The sequence below is a fragment of the Pseudomonas sp. OV546 genome (assembly GCF_900116845.1).
GTDB classification, from domain to species: Bacteria; Pseudomonadota; Gammaproteobacteria; order Pseudomonadales; family Pseudomonadaceae; genus Aquipseudomonas; species Aquipseudomonas petroselini.
Map to the genome: position 1 here is coordinate 214,909 of NZ_FPCE01000011.1, position 13,894 is coordinate 228,802.

Here is a 13,894-nt window from a genome sequence, read left to right on the forward strand (position 1 = left end):
AGGGGACTTTAGGACTATCGCCCTTCAGCGCATATGCAAAATGATCGGGCTGCTGCTCGCCGGGTCCGTATGCCCGCGCAACTCGCGCACCGCTTTCGCGTCGACCGCGCCACCGTTGTTGCCCCATGTACTGCGCATGTAGGTCAGCACCTGGGCGATTTCCGGGTCGGACAGTTGCTCACGAAACGCCGGCATGCGGTAGGCATCCGGCACGCCGGCGGCGACTACGCGTTGTGAGCCGTTGAGCGTGATGTTGATCGCGGATGCACTTTCCTTGGCCAGTGCCGAGGTGGCGCCGGCCAGGGGGGGCATCCATTCCGGCTGGCCCTTGCCGTCGAGGCCGTGGCAGGAGGCGCAGCGCGTCGCATAGGTGTGGGCACCGGGCGTGTCCTGGCCTGCGGTTACCGCCTGATACTGCCACGGCGCGCCGTCACGCTGCGGGTCGCCGGGCAGCGACTTGAGGTAGCGGGCGATGGCTGCCAGGTCGTCGTCCTGCATGAACTGCGTGGAGTTGTTGAAGGCCTCGGTCATCGAGCCGTAGACCACGGCATGGGCGTTGCGCCCGGTCTTGAGGAATTGCACGATCTGCGGCTCGCTCCAGCGGCCCAATCCGGTGTTGGGGTCTTGGCGCAGGCTGGGGGCGTACCAGCCGTCGAGCAGGGCGCCGGCGAGGAAAGGCGCTCCGGACTCGTCCAGCGCCTTTTCATTGAACGCCAGGCCGCGTGGCGTGTGGCAACTGCCGCAGTGGCCGGGGCCTTGGACAATGTAGGCACCGCGGTTCCACAGTGCGTCCTGGTTGGGCTTGGCGGCGTAAGGGGCGGTCGGCGCGAACACCCCGTTCCACAGCGCGATCGGCCAGCGCAGGTTGAGCGGCCAGGGAATAGCGCTGGGGATATTCGGCTGCTTGGCCGGTTGCACGCCCTGCATGAAAAACGCGTACAGCGCGCGCATGTCGTCGTCGCTGAGCTTCACATAAGACGGGTAGGGCATGGCTGGGTACAGCCGCCGGCCACCCGGCGCGACGCCGTGGCGAACCGCCCGGTCGAAGTCGGCCAGCGTGTAGGCGCCGATGCCGGTGTCCCGGTCCGGGGTGATGTTGGTGGCGTGAATCGCCCCCAGCGGCGTGGCCATCTCCAGGCCGCCCGCGAACGGCGCCTTGCCGGGCAAACTGTGGCAGGCCACGCAATCGCTCAAGCGGGCGACGTACTCGCCGCGACTGACCACTGCGGGCTCGAAGGCGGCGGCCTGTTCCTTTTCAAACGGTGTAGCAGGCTCACGGGTGACATACCAGGCCAGCAGGCCTGCCGCGACCAGGCAGGGCAGCGCCAGCCAGCCTGCGGTTCTTGCGAATCGACGGGTGTTCATGGGCGTTTCCTGAAAGTCAGCTAAAGGTGTGTCGGCTCATGGGCAGGCTGCGAATACGCTGGCCGGTCAGTTGCGCCACCGCATTGGCCACCGCAGGCGCGACGGCGGGCAGCGGCGGTTCACCGATGCCGCCCATCTTTTCGCCACTTTCGACAACCCGTACGTGCACCCGCGCCATGCGCGATGGAGGCAGGATCGGGTAGAGGTCGTAGTTGCGCGCCCGTGGCAGGCCGTTCACGTACACCGCTTCTTCGAGCAAGGTCTGGGATAAGCCCAAGGCCACCGCGCCATTCACCTGCGCTTCGACGATTGCCGGGTTGACGATGCTGCCGGGGTCGATGGCCTGCCAGATATCGTGCACCTTGACCTGGCCGTTTTCGATCGACACTTCCGCGATCACTGCCGCGTGGGAGCCGAACGGCGAAGCCATGGCCACGCCACGCGCACGTCGGCTGCCGTCCTCGGCGGTGAAGGGGCCTCGTTTCCAGCCACCGGACAATTCGCCCGCCGCTTGCAGCAGGGTGGTCAGCCGTGGGTTGTCGCGCAGCAGGTGCAGGCGCAACTCATAGGGGTCGTGCCCGCCTTTATCTGCCAGTTCATCGAGGAACGCTTCATAGAAGAAGTCATTCAGCGAATTGCCCACCGAACGCCAGTAGCCGAGCATCGCCGGGCCTTTGACGTAGATCTGTGCGATGCGTTTGTTGGGGATGGCGTACGCCTTGCCCGACAAGCCTTCAAGGGCGGTGGGGTCGAGCTTTTCGCCCTGTTTGCCGGCGATGGCTTCGGTCGGGCCTTCGGTGGCGCTCACGGCTTCAATGGCCACCGGCAGGCCTTTGTCATCCAGCGCGGCGCGGAACTTGACCACCGCGACCGGGCGCAGCACATCACGCAGGAACTCTTCCTCGCGGCTCCAGATCACCTTGACCGGACGGCCCACCGCCTTGGCCAGCGCGATGGCCTGCGGATACGGGTTGGCCGAGTCATACAGGAAATGCCGGCCGAAAAAGCCACCCAGCAGGGGCGAATGCAGGTTGATTTTCGCCACGTCGAGACCGGCGCGCTTGGCGATGTCGGCACGGAACATGTCCGGCGCCTGGTTGGGCAGCCAGATATCCAGCGTGCCGTCGGCGTTGTAGCGTGCGAGGGCCGATGGCGGCTCCAGCTGGGCGTGGTTGAGGTATTGGTTGTGGTAGGTGGCGTCGACTGTGGTCTTGGCGCCTGCCAAGGCGGCGGCTACGTCGCCTTCGTTTTCGTCGTCGCGGGCCGGGCCTTGTTGGGCGGCGAGAAAATCGCGGAAGCCATCGCTGGAAAAGTCCGCCGGCATCACGCGCACGGTCGAGTCGGACGCCGCTTCCTGCCAGTCGGCCTGGATCGCTTCCACGGCACGCTTGGCGTGCCACCAGCGTTCAGCGACCACGGCCACTGCGCCGGGCAGTACATGCACCGAGTGCACGCCTTTCATGGCTTCGACCTGCGCCTGGTTACGCACGCCGCCCACGGTCATGCCCAGGCGTGGCGCGTGTTGCACGGCAGCGTGGAGCATGCCGTCGACCTTCAGGTCGATGCTGTACAGCGCCTTGCCGGTGGATTTGTCATAGGCGTCCAGACGCTTGACCGGCTTGCCGATCCAGCGGAACTGGCTCGGGTCGCGCAGGGTGATGCTGGCCGGGTCGGGTACCGGCATGTCGAGGGCGCGACCGGCCAACTCACCGTAGCCCAGCGAGCGGCCGGACGCGGCGTGTACCACCCGGCCCGGCTGGGTGGTCAGTTCGGCCAGCGGTACACCGAGCTGCTCGGCCCCGGCCTGCAGCAACATCGCGCGGGCGAGGGCGCCCAGGCGGCGCATGGTCGGGTAGCTCATGCGCACCGACATGCTGCCGCCGGTAATGCGCATGCCGTTTTCCATCACCACATAAGCTTCGCCGGGCGGAGCGGCCTCGACCACGAAGGTGGCGGGATCGGCGTCCAGTTCTTCGCCGACAATCTGTGCCATGGCGGTGTGCGTGCCTTGCCCGCCTTCCATGAAGGGGCTGAGCAGGCGCACGCTGCCGTCCGGGCGGATTTCCAGGAACGCCGGCACTTGGGTGCCACGTTCTACGGTGGCGGCGGCCTGCACCCTGGCCGAGCCGAGTGGCAAGCCAAAACCGATGACCAGCGCACCCACGGCAGTACTCGCCAGAAAGCGGCGGCGCGACAGGTTGACGGGGTCACCGGATAACAGGTCGAGCAGTTCAGGGCGCGTGTTCATCAGACGCCCTCCTGCTTGGCCAACTCGTCGACGGCCGTGTGAATGGCGTTATACGTGCCGCAGCGGCACAGGTTGATCATTGCGGCGTCGATCTGCGCCTTACTGGGCGCAGGGGTGTGCTTGAGCAGCGCGGTGGCGGCCATCACCTGCCCGGACTGGCAGTAACCACATTGCGCCACCTGGTGCTCGACCCAGGCCGCGACCACACGCTTGCCCACGTCATCGGTTTCAATGGCTTCGATGGTGGTGACTTCGCGTCCGACCACCCCGGCTACCGGCGTGACGCAACTGCGCACGACATTACCGTCCACCAGCACCGAACAGGCGCCGCATTGGGCCAGGCCGCAGCCGTATTTGGTGCCGGTCAGCCCCAGGTCATCACGGATCACCCACAGCAGGGGCGTGTCGGCGTCGGCGTCGACCTGATAGGTTTTTTGGTTGATGCGTAATTCCATGGCTCACCTGCTCATCATCGGTGGAGGCGGCCATTTTTAGTATTGAGAGTGCGGCGGCCGCTCATTGTCGAACTCTAGACCAGCGCACAAGGGCTATCTATCCGAAATCCGATAAGTCGGAGGATTAGGCAAGTATTCAAGAGGATTGAGCGATGGCTTAAGCGTATGGATCGGCTGCGCTGTTTCTGACCGACTGTTGATCTGGGTCAGTACAACGCCGATTGGCGCCCATGAGCCGCTGCGGGACAAGGTCGACTCGTTTTTACGAGTGATATTATCATGCCGCTATTTTGGCGTGCAGGCGTCAATGTGAACCATGCGTGGCTTCGCGGTGGTAGCGTCCGAGGTGCGGGTGCTGGCCCAGAAGACGTAGGAATCCACCGGAAGCATCCAGCGGATGATCAGCAACCTGCAAACCGGCTCGGACCGTGCGACCACCTCCATGCAGGAAACCTTGGGCGAGGGCGCTTGCTCCCGATATCGATGGCTCAGCCCGCCGATAGGCCTGTACAAGGCGCTATGTTGTCGTACAACTGCTTGAGCTATGATGAGGGCTCATTCGCAAACCGAGAATAACGCGCCCGATGGACTACCCGAACGTCCAACCCAGTGCACGTCGAAAGCACCGCAGCATGGCCGAGGACCTGGTGGCCGAGTTATCTCGGCGCATCCACGCCGGCGAGTTGGCGTGTGCGACCAAACTGCCGACCGAGTCGCAGGTCATGCAGGAGCATGGCGTCAGCCGCACGGTGGTCCGCGAGGCGATTTCGCGCCTGCAGGCGGCGGGGCTGGTGGAAACCCGGCATGGCGTCGGGACGTTTGTGTGTGACATCCCGAGCGCGAGTGGTTTTCGTATCGACCCGGCCAGCATTGTCACGTTGGAGGATGTACTGGCGGTGCTGGAGCTGCGCATCAGCCTGGAAGTGGAGGCCGCCGGCCTGGCCAGCCACCGGCGCACCCCTGAGCAGTTGCAGTTGATGCGTGACTCGCTGGATATTCTCCAATCCAGTGCCATCAGTGCCGAGTATGCGGTGGCCGCAGACTTTCAGTTTCACCAGCAGATCGCCCTCGCCACCGGCAACCGCTACTTCACCGACATCATGCTGCACCTTGAGGTGAGCATTATTCCCCGTGCGCGCATGCACTCCACGCGCCAGGCCAACAACGACAAAGAACCCTATGTAGAACGTTTGAGCCGCGAGCACGAGGCGATCTACCAGGCCATTGCGCGCGGCGACTCTGACGCAGCGCGCGCGGCCATGCGCTTGCACTTGTCCAACAGCCGTGAGCGGATGCGCCGGTCTTATGCGGCGGCCAGCGCCGCTCAATCGGTGTCGAACGGCCCGGCTGCGGTGAACGCGCCGCCCTGAAGCAGCCGGTCGGGATCGTTCTCGCCAGGCTCCGGCTGGCGCTCGACGGTGTCGCGAAACGCCTCCGAACTGTCCTGCGGGTTAAAGCCCAGGTGCGCTGCGTGGCGGTTGTCCCACCAGGTCGTGCGGTTGGCGGAAACGCCGTAGACCACGGTGTGCCCCACATCACGCGCGAGCAGGGCGCGCTCAATCAAGTGGTCCAGGTCGCGGTAGCTCAGCCAGGTCGACAGCATCCGTCGGTTGCGCGGCTGCGCGAATGAAGAGCCGATGCGCAAACTGACCGTTTCAATGCCATAACGCTGGAAGTAAAAGCTCGCCAAGTCTTCGCCGTAGGCCTTGGACAAGGCGTAATAGCCATCCGGGCGTCGCTCGCTGTGGGCATCCAGGGGTTGGTCCTGTGTGTGAAAACCGGTGACGTGATTGGAGCTGGCGAACACCACGCGCTTGATCCCGTGTTTGCGCGCCGCTTCATAAAGATGAAAGGTGCCGCGGATATTGGCGTCGAGAATCGCTTCGAACGTCCGCTCAACGGAAATCCCACCCATGTGCACGATGGCATCCACGTCCTCGACCAGGGCGTGCACGGCCTTTTTGTCGGCCAGGTCGCAGTGCACGACTTCGTCATGGGCGCCGGCGCTGGGTGTCAGGGGGCTGATGTCGGAGGCGCGCACGATATGCGCGTGGGCTTGCAGGGTTTCCCGCAGGATTTGCCCCAGGCCGCCGGCGGCGCCGGTCAACAGAATGCGGTTGAAGGGTTTGGTTGTGGTCACGTTGAATCTTCCTTGTCGAGGTGTAGGCGCGAGCCCGCCACAGCGAACTCGCGACTGCAGTGCCAATAGGCGTTACATGAAGTTGTACTGCACCCCCAGGCGCCAGCGGGCCTGGCGGTCTTCGCTGGTGGCGTTGACCTTCACGTCCCCGATTTCCATGAACGGGGCCCACTCTTTGGTCAGTTTGTATTTGACGATCATGTTCTGTTCGTAATCGCTCTTCTTGTTGTCGTAGCGGATGTAGTCGGTCTTGAAATAGATGTACTGGTATTCAAAGGCCCACTTGCTGGCCGGGGTATAGCCCAGCCAGCCTTCGAAGCGATTGGTGTGCTGGTTGTCCTTGGCGCGATCCGGCATGTCCTCGTTGATCTGGTCGCGGTCGAGCTTCTTTGCGTCCAGTCGATAGCGCGTGGCGACGTAGAACGCGTCGTTGATCTTGTAGTTGTACTTGAGGCCGAACTTGTAGGTTGTCGAGTCCTTCGAACTGTCCATTTGGAACGCCGGGGTCAGGGTCGATTGCGGGCTGAGCTTGTAGTTGTAGCTCACCGTGAACTCGTGGCCGTTGTTGATCATGTTGTCGTAGGCGACGTCTTCACGATCGCCAGCCGTGCGGTATTTCAACTCCCCCTCGAATCCCAGGCCGCTGTCCATGCGGTAGCCGAGTTTGATCCGGTCAGCGTGGGCGCTGTCGTCTTCGGTGAACTGATGGCGGTAGTTGATGTTGGCGGAGTCGGCGTTGACACAGAAGGGCAGGCCGAGCGCAGTGACAGTCAAAAGCGTGCGTAGGGTGGTGTTCATACGGTCTTCTTTTATTGTTTTTGTTGGAATGTTCTACCGGCCTGACGCCGGCAGTTGTTACGAACCTGTTACGTTTTGCGCGCCGACATACGTTATCGTATGACTATGCAGTGGTCTACGTGTTATCGGTCGTTTTGAAACACTTGGTTACAAATATGCGCAATGAATACTGGGTTATTCTCGTGTCTTGTTATTTTGAGTTGTCTTTAAAAGCGAGGGGTTTCGGGGGTTTTAGTGAGATTTGCGGCGCGGAGTGGTTGGCTTTTCAAATGTTGTACGATGACATATGATCATTCTCAGCAGGCGACGCTCCTGTCACAAATTCAATAAGAAGGCTAAAGACGTCCATGAGAATTACCGCAGTCAACGTCCAGGTGTTTTCCTACCCGACTCGCCGCGCAGTAGACAGTGCCGGCCACGCCCATCCCGGCGAAGTCGCCCAGGCCAAGATGGCCCTGTTGCGTATCCAGACCGAGGAGGGTACCGAGGGTTACGCGTTCGGGCCGCCGGAATTGATCCGCCCTTATGTGCTCGATGGGTTTGTGCGCAAGGTGCTGGTCGGGCAGAACGCTTTTGATCGAGAAAAAATCTGGCACGACCTCGCACACTGGCAGCGCGGCAGTGCCAGCCAGTTGACCGACCGCGCGCTGGCCTTGGTGGAGCAGGCCTTGTGGGATTGGGCCGGGCGCAAGCTGGGCGTGCCGGTGCACAAACTGATCGGCGGTTTTCGTGACAAGGTTCCGGCCTACGGCTCGACCATGTGCGGGGATGAATTGCCCGGTGGCCTGGCCACGCCCGACGACTATGGGCGGTTTGCCGAGACCCTGGTCAAGCGCGGTTATAAGGCGATCAAGTTGCACACCTGGATGCCGCCTGTGTCCTTTGCCCCGAGCCCGCGCATTGACGTCAAAGCCTGCGCGGCGGTGCGCGAGGCGGTGGGTCCGGATATCGCGCTGATGCTCGACGGCTATCACTGGTACAACCGAACCGACGCCCTGTATATCGGCCGCGAGCTGCAGAAGCTCGATTTCGCCTGGTTCGAAGAACCGATGATGGAAGACTCCGCCGAATCCTATGCCTGGTTGGCGGGCCAGTTGGACATCCCGGTACTGGGCCCGGAAACCCTGGCCGGCAAACACTTGAGCCGCGCCAGCTGGGTGAAGAATGATGTGTGCGACATCCTGCGTGCCGGGGTCGCCGGCGTCGGCGGTATCGGCCCGTGCCTGAAGGTGGCGCACATGGCCGAATCGTTCGGGATGGATTGTGAAATTCACGGCAATGGCGCGGCCAACCTGGCCGTGGTCGGTGCGATCAAAAACTGCACCTGGTACGAGCGTGGGTTGCTGCACCCGTATTTGGATTACGACGAAGTACCGGCCTACCTCAAGCGCCTGGTCGACCCGATGGACAGCGATGGGTTTGTGCACTTGTCCGATTTGCCGGGCCTGGGCGAAGACATTGATTTCGAATTTGTCGAGGCCAACACGCTTAACCGCTTTTGATGTGAACTGAGGTCTCCCGGCCACGGCCGGGACACCCACGAGCCCTATAAATATAAGAAAGGCGTTTTACTATGAGCATTCTTCCTTCGCTGTGGGCGCGGGTGCTGGCGGCGACCCTGGTGGTTGGCGCAGTCCCTGTGGTGCAGGCCAAGACCCCGGCTGATCAGTTGATCGTCGGCATGAGCATGATCAATCTGCTGTCGCTGGATCCGGCCGCGGCCACCGGGCTGGATGTGTCGGAGATCAATGCCAATCTCTATGACATGTTGCTGGTGCAGGACGTGGCCAGGCCCGACCAATTGGTGCCGGCACTGGCCGAGCGTTGGCAGGTCAGCGATGACCGCAAGACCCTCACCTTTAACCTGCGCACCGATGTGAAATTCCAATCCGGCAACCCGCTGAGTGCCGATGATGTCGCTTGGTCATTGCAGCGGGTGCTCAAGCTGAACCTGGCGCTGGCTTCCACCTGGAAGGCCTATGGCTTCAGCGCCGACAATGTCGAGCGCTACATGCGCGCCACCGACCCCAACACCTTCGTGATCGAACTGCCACGCCCGACCGACCCGCAGCTGGTGCTCAACACCCTGGCGACGTCGCCCAGTGCGTTTATCCTCGACCGTAAAACCGTGCTCGAACACCAGAAAAACAACGACATGGGCGCCGCCTGGCTGGTCACCCACGCGGCCGGCAGCGGCGCGTTCGTGCTCAACGACTGGCGCGCCAACGACGTGATCCTGATGACCCGTTTCGACGGCTACTGGGGTGGCCCGGCCAAACTCAAGCGGATCGTCATGCGCAACATGACCGAGTCCCAGTCGTTGCGCCTGATGATCGAGCGCGGCGACCTGGACATCGCCAAAGGCATGTCCGCACCCGATATCCAGGCCTTGCAGGGTAACCCCAAGGTACGCACCCAGACCCTGCAGCGCGGCACCTTGTATTACGTGGCGTTGAGCGTGAAGCAGCCGATGTTCGCCGACGCCCGCGTGCGCAAAGCCGTGCGTTCGCTGATCGATTACCAGGGCATCAACCAGACGGTGATGCCGCACTACGGCCTGATCAACCAGCGCCCACTGCCGCTGGGCCTGGCGGCGCGCCTGCCGGACCCGGGCTATCGCCTGAACGTCGAGGAAGCCAAGGCGCTCCTGGCGCAGGCCGGCTACCCCAACGGTTTCAAGACCACCATTCGCGTGCTGGCCGAGCCGCCGTTCATCAATATCGCTTCCAACCTGCAATCGACCTTGGCCCAGGCCGGGATCGAAGCCAGCATCATCACCGGCACCGGCAACCAGATCTACGGCGCGATGCGTGAGCGCAGCTTCGACATCATCGTCGGCCGCGGCGGCGGCGGGGCCGAGCGCCACCCGCATTCCAGCTTGCGTACCCTGGTGTACAACCCGGACAACCGTGACGAAGCCAAACTGAGCAACTTCCAAGGCTGGCGCACCTCGTTCTACAGCCCCGAGTTGAACCAGTTGATCGAACGTGCCGAGGTCGAGCCCGATGGCGCCAAGCAACTGGCCCAGTACCGGCGGGTCCAGCAACTGCTCGACGAGCAAGTGGGCGCGATCCTGCCGGTATCCCAGATGACCGACACCGTGCTGGTCTACAGCGACGTGACGGATTTCCAGGGGCACACGGCCGCCACTACCCGCTACAAGGACGTCTACAAGACGCGCTAAGGCCGCGCATCCTCGGATGCCGACTGCACAGGAGCTTCCCATGTTTGTTATGACTGCCTCGGTAATGGGCGCTCGCGCGTCCAACACGGCCCGGCGTGCCGGTACGGTGCTGGTGACCTTGCTCGGCCTGCTGGCGCTGACGTTCATCATCGGCCGGGTCATGCCGCTCGACCCCGTGCTGGCCGTGGTCGGGCCGGACGCCGACAGCTCCACCTACGACCAGGTGTACCGGGCCATGGGGCTGGATAAGCCGATCTGGACTCAGTTCGGCCTGTACCTCAACGACCTGTTGCACGGTAACTTCGGCAACGCACTGTTGACCGGCCACCCGGTACTGGATGACATCCGCCGGGTGTTCCCCGCGACCATCGAACTGGCGACCCTGGCGATCCTGTTCGGCATCGTCATCGGCCTGCCGCTGGGCGTGTGTGCCGCCAGTAACCAGGGGCGCATGGGCGATCATGTGGCGCGGGTCATCACCTTGTTCGGCTATTCCACGCCGATTTTCTGGCTGGGCATGATGGGCTTGCTGGTGTTCTACGCCTGGCTCGGTTGGGCCGGCGGGGCAGGGCGCATCGACCTGGCGTACGACGGCATGGTGCCCGACGTGACCGGCCTGTTGCTGATCGACACGGCGCTCGCCCGCGACTGGGAGGCCTTTACCAGCGCCTTGCGCCATATCGTGCTGCCGGCGCTGATCCTGGGGCTGAATTCGGTCGCTTACATCAGCCGCATGACCCGCAGCTTCATGCTGGAGCAGCTGTCTCAGGAGTACATCATCACCGCTCGCGTCAAAGGCTTGTCCCGGCGCCAGGTGGTGTGGGGCCACGCTTTTCGCAACATCCTCGTGCAATTGCTGACGGTGGTGGCCCTGGCCTACGGCTCGCTGCTCGAAGGCGCCGTGCTGATCGAGACCGTGTTTGCCTGGCCCGGTTTTGGCCAGTACCTCACCAGCAGCCTGATGCTGGGGGACATGAACGCGGTGATGGGGTGCGTGCTGGTGATCGGCTTGATCTTTGTCGCGCTCAACCTGATCAGCGATGCCCTCTACAAAGTGTTCGACCCGCGCACCCGTTAAGCGCTTCGCAGTACCGATAAAACTATAAAAAGAAGGATTCTTTCAATGACGACTGCATTTTCAACACTGCGCCTGAGCCTGCTGGCGGCCGCACTGGCGCTGGGCCCGATGACCCTGGCCCAGGCCAAGACCCCGGCCGATCAACTGATCGTGGGCATGAGCATGGTCAACCTGTTCTCCATCGACCCGGCCAACGCGCCCGGCCTCGACGCCTCAGGGGTCAACGCCAACCTCTACGACACACTGATCAAGCGCGACCAGGGCAACCCGGAAAAGCACCTGCCGCAACTGGCCGAACGCTGGGACATCAGCGAAGACGGCAAGCAAGTGACCTTTCATCTGCGCCAGGACGTGAAGTTCCACTCCGGCAACCCGCTGACCGCCGAGGATGTGGCCTGGTCGCTGTACCGGGTGATGAAACTCAATTTCGGCCTGGCCACCACCTGGAAAGCCTACGGTTACAGCGTTGAGAATATTCAGTCGCTGATCCGCGCCACGGATGCCCACACGCTGGTCATCGACCTGCCGCAGACCATGGACCCGCTGTTGCTGGTGGACTCGCTGGCCATCTCGCCGAGCGCCGTGGTGGTGGACCGCAAGACCGCCCTGGCCCACGAGAAAAACGGTGACCTGGGGGCCGGTTGGCTGGTGACCAACGAAGCGGGCAGCGGCCCCTTCGTGCTGACCAAATGGAGCGCCAACGACTCGCTGTTGCTGACCCGATTCGACGGCTACTGGGGCGGGGCGGCCAAGCTCAAGCGCGTGGTGGTGCGGCATATGACCGAGTCCCAGTCGCTGCGCCTGATGCTTGAGCGCGGCGACCTCGACCTGGCGTATGGCATGGCCGCACCGGACATTCGCGCCATCGACGGCTCGGACAAGATCCAGGTGCAGTCATTGCCGCGCGGCACGATGTACTACGTTGCCATGAGCATGAAGCAACCCGAGTTCGCCAAGCCCCAGGTGCGTGAAGCGGTGCGCAACTTGATCGACTACAAGGGCCTGGATGAGCAGGTGATGCCGTATTACGGCACGCTCAATCAGCAGCCGATGCAGTTGGGGTTGGCGGCGCGTTTGCCGGATCCGGGCTATCACATGGATGTGCCGAAGGCGAAAAAGCTGCTTGCCGAGGCGGGGTATCCCGAGGGGTTCACGACCACTATCCGCACGCTGTCGGAGCCGCCGTTCATTGATATCGCCGCGCGCCTGCAAGCGACATTGGCCGAAGGCGGGATCAAGGCGAGCATCGTCACCGGCACCGGCAACCAGGTCTACGGCGCGATGCGTGCGCGCAATTTCGAGATCATTGTGGCGCGTGGGGCTGAGCGTTATCCCCATCCGTATTTCAGCCTGCGCACGTTCGCCTATAACCCCAACAACAGTGACGACGCCGGTTTGCCCAACTTCCAGGGCTGGCGCTCCTCGTTCTTCAGCCCGCCGCTCAACAGCCTGATCGACAAGGCCGGCGTGACGCGTGACGCGGCGCAGCGCATCAGCCTGTATCACCAGGCGCAGACCCTCTATGACCAACAGGTCGGGCCGATCCTGATGATCTCGCAAATGACCGACACCGTGGTCAGCGCCGCCGACGTCAAGGGCTTCAGCGGTGACGACGCCGAGGCCACCCGCTACCTGGGTGTCTACAAGGCGCGCTGAGTCGGGCCGGGTACGCCCGGCATTCCTGAATTCACACAGAGAACATGCTGATGAATGCCAACCTGTCTTCGATTGATTCCACCCTGAAGCGGCGGGCCGAGCGTACGCCCGGCTCCAGCTTCGATGCCTTGTGCAAGAGCGGCGTGCGGATTTTGCGCCACCTGTTGCGTAACCCCATGACCCTGGCCGGCCTGCTGGTGGCGTTGCTGCTGATCGTGGTGGCGGCGTTCGCGCCGTGGATCGCTACGCATGATCCGGTCGCGCAGAACCTCGCCAACGCCTTGCAGGCGCCGGGCGCAGCACATTGGTTCGGCACCGATGAATATGGCCGGGACATTTTCAGCCGGCTGGTCTACGGCTCGCGCATCACCTTGTACATCATTGCGTTGGTAACGGTGATCGTCGGCCCCATCGGCCTGTTTATCGGCACCGTGTCGGGGTACTTCGGCGGCGCCGTGGATACGGTGTTCATGCGCCTGACCGACATCTTCATTTCCTTCCCCAGCCTGGTGTTGGCCCTGGCGTTTATCGCCGCTCTCGGCCCTGGCCTGGAACACGCCGTGGTGGCGATTGCGTTGACCTCCTGGCCGCCCATCGCACGCCTGGCGCGGGCGGAAACCCTGTCACTGCGCAATGCCGATTTCGTTGTGGCCGTGGAGCTGCAAGGGGCGTCGCCGGCGCGGATTATCCTGCGCCATATCGTGCCGATGTGCCTGTCGTCGGTGATCATCCGCCTGACCATGAACATGGCCGGGATCATCCTCACGGCGGCAGCCCTGGGCTTCCTCGGCCTGGGCGCGCAGGCGCCGCTGCCCGAGTGGGGCGCGATGATTTCCACCGGGCGCCGCTACATGCTCGAGTGCTGGTGGCTGGTCGCCGTGCCGGGGGCGGCGATCATGTTGGTCAGCCTGGCATTCAACCTGTTGGGCGACGGCCTGCGGGACATTCTTGATCCGCGTAGCGAATAACG

Annotated in this window: 11 protein-coding genes and 1 pseudogene; 7 read left to right on the forward strand and 5 right to left on the reverse strand. The window is 63.1% G+C overall.

What is annotated here, in order from left to right:
* Window positions 1-24: 24 nt before the first annotated feature.
* From BM403_RS23520 to BM403_RS23530, 3 genes are read right to left on the reverse strand one after another with little or no spacing between them, the layout of a single operon-like run.
* Complete coding sequence (locus tag BM403_RS23520) at window positions 25-1,365, reverse strand: c-type cytochrome (protein ID WP_093545204.1); 1,341 nt, start codon at window positions 1,363-1,365, stop codon at window positions 25-27.
* 16 nt (window positions 1,366-1,381) lie between these two features.
* Window positions 1,382-3,613, reverse strand: a complete 2,232-nt coding sequence (locus BM403_RS23525; protein WP_093545207.1) for a xanthine dehydrogenase family protein molybdopterin-binding subunit — start codon at window positions 3,611-3,613, stop codon at window positions 1,382-1,384.
* Complete coding sequence (locus tag BM403_RS23530) at window positions 3,613-4,068, reverse strand: (2Fe-2S)-binding protein (protein WP_046035403.1); 456 nt, start codon at window positions 4,066-4,068, stop codon at window positions 3,613-3,615. The genes BM403_RS23525 and BM403_RS23530 overlap by 1 nt, the downstream gene beginning before the upstream one ends.
* 319 nt (window positions 4,069-4,387) lie before the next feature.
* On the opposite strand from BM403_RS23530, the pseudogene BM403_RS32270 reads away from it, so the two are divergent.
* Both BM403_RS32270 and BM403_RS23540 read left to right on the forward strand, forming a co-directional pair.
* Window positions 4,388-4,531: pseudogene (locus BM403_RS32270) on the forward strand (methyl-accepting chemotaxis protein); the annotation flags it as partial.
* Between the two features lie 121 nt (window positions 4,532-4,652).
* Complete coding sequence (locus BM403_RS23540; RefSeq protein WP_012723502.1) at window positions 4,653-5,438, forward strand: FadR/GntR family transcriptional regulator; 786 nt, start codon at window positions 4,653-4,655, stop codon at window positions 5,436-5,438.
* Here BM403_RS23540 and BM403_RS23545 read toward each other — a convergent pair.
* On the reverse strand, window positions 5,393-6,208 hold the full coding sequence (locus tag BM403_RS23545; RefSeq protein WP_093545210.1) for an NAD-dependent epimerase/dehydratase family protein: 816 nt from the start codon (window positions 6,206-6,208) through the stop codon (window positions 5,393-5,395). The two genes, BM403_RS23540 and BM403_RS23545, sit on opposite strands and share 46 nt — an antisense overlap.
* A gap of 72 nt (window positions 6,209-6,280) precedes the next feature.
* Entirely contained in the window at window positions 6,281-7,006 is a 726-nt protein-coding gene (locus BM403_RS23550) for an oligogalacturonate-specific porin KdgM family protein (RefSeq protein ID WP_046035400.1), read from the reverse strand.
* Between the two features lie 347 nt (window positions 7,007-7,353).
* On the opposite strand from BM403_RS23550, the gene BM403_RS23555 reads away from it, so the two are divergent.
* From BM403_RS23555 to BM403_RS23575, 5 genes are all read left to right on the forward strand, one after another.
* Window positions 7,354-8,508 carry a mandelate racemase family protein gene (locus tag BM403_RS23555; protein WP_012723506.1) on the forward strand — a complete coding sequence of 385 codons (1,155 nt, stop codon included), beginning with the start codon at window positions 7,354-7,356 and terminating at the stop codon, window positions 8,506-8,508.
* Between the two features lie 71 nt (window positions 8,509-8,579).
* Complete coding sequence (locus tag BM403_RS23560) at window positions 8,580-10,190, forward strand: ABC transporter substrate-binding protein (RefSeq protein ID WP_093545214.1); 1,611 nt, start codon at window positions 8,580-8,582, stop codon at window positions 10,188-10,190.
* 40 nt (window positions 10,191-10,230) lie between these two features.
* Complete coding sequence (locus tag BM403_RS23565) at window positions 10,231-11,268, forward strand: ABC transporter permease (RefSeq protein ID WP_012723508.1); 1,038 nt, start codon at window positions 10,231-10,233, stop codon at window positions 11,266-11,268.
* A 45-nt stretch (window positions 11,269-11,313) separates the two neighbouring features.
* The gene (locus BM403_RS23570; protein ID WP_093545217.1) at window positions 11,314-12,924 is read left to right on the forward strand and encodes an ABC transporter substrate-binding protein; all 1,611 of its coding nucleotides are present in this window, start codon (window positions 11,314-11,316) and stop codon (window positions 12,922-12,924) included.
* A gap of 50 nt (window positions 12,925-12,974) precedes the next feature.
* Complete coding sequence (locus tag BM403_RS23575; RefSeq protein ID WP_012723510.1) at window positions 12,975-13,892, forward strand: ABC transporter permease; 918 nt, start codon at window positions 12,975-12,977, stop codon at window positions 13,890-13,892.
* The last annotated feature ends 2 nt before the right edge of the window (window positions 13,893-13,894 follow it).

Excerpts from the sequence above, each read along its gene's own strand:
- BM403_RS23520 (WP_093545204.1), bottom strand. The coding sequence starts at position 1,365 with ATGAACACCCGTCGATTCGCAAGAACCGCAGGCTGGCTGGCGCTGCCC.
- BM403_RS23565 (WP_012723508.1), top strand. The coding sequence starts at position 10,231 with ATGTTTGTTATGACTGCCTCGGTAATGGGCGCTCGCGCGTCCAACACG.
- BM403_RS23540 (WP_012723502.1), top strand. The coding sequence starts at position 4,653 with ATGGACTACCCGAACGTCCAACCCAGTGCACGTCGAAAGCACCGCAGC.
- BM403_RS23560 (WP_093545214.1), top strand. The coding sequence starts at position 8,580 with ATGAGCATTCTTCCTTCGCTGTGGGCGCGGGTGCTGGCGGCGACCCTG.
- BM403_RS23530 (WP_046035403.1), bottom strand. The coding sequence starts at position 4,068 with ATGGAATTACGCATCAACCAAAAAACCTATCAGGTCGACGCCGACGCC.
- BM403_RS23550 (WP_046035400.1), bottom strand. The coding sequence starts at position 7,006 with ATGAACACCACCCTACGCACGCTTTTGACTGTCACTGCGCTCGGCCTG.
- BM403_RS23570 (WP_093545217.1), top strand. The coding sequence starts at position 11,314 with ATGACGACTGCATTTTCAACACTGCGCCTGAGCCTGCTGGCGGCCGCA.
- BM403_RS23555 (WP_012723506.1), top strand. The coding sequence starts at position 7,354 with ATGAGAATTACCGCAGTCAACGTCCAGGTGTTTTCCTACCCGACTCGC.
- BM403_RS23525 (WP_093545207.1), bottom strand. The coding sequence starts at position 3,613 with ATGAACACGCGCCCTGAACTGCTCGACCTGTTATCCGGTGACCCCGTC.
- BM403_RS23575 (WP_012723510.1), top strand. The coding sequence starts at position 12,975 with ATGAATGCCAACCTGTCTTCGATTGATTCCACCCTGAAGCGGCGGGCC.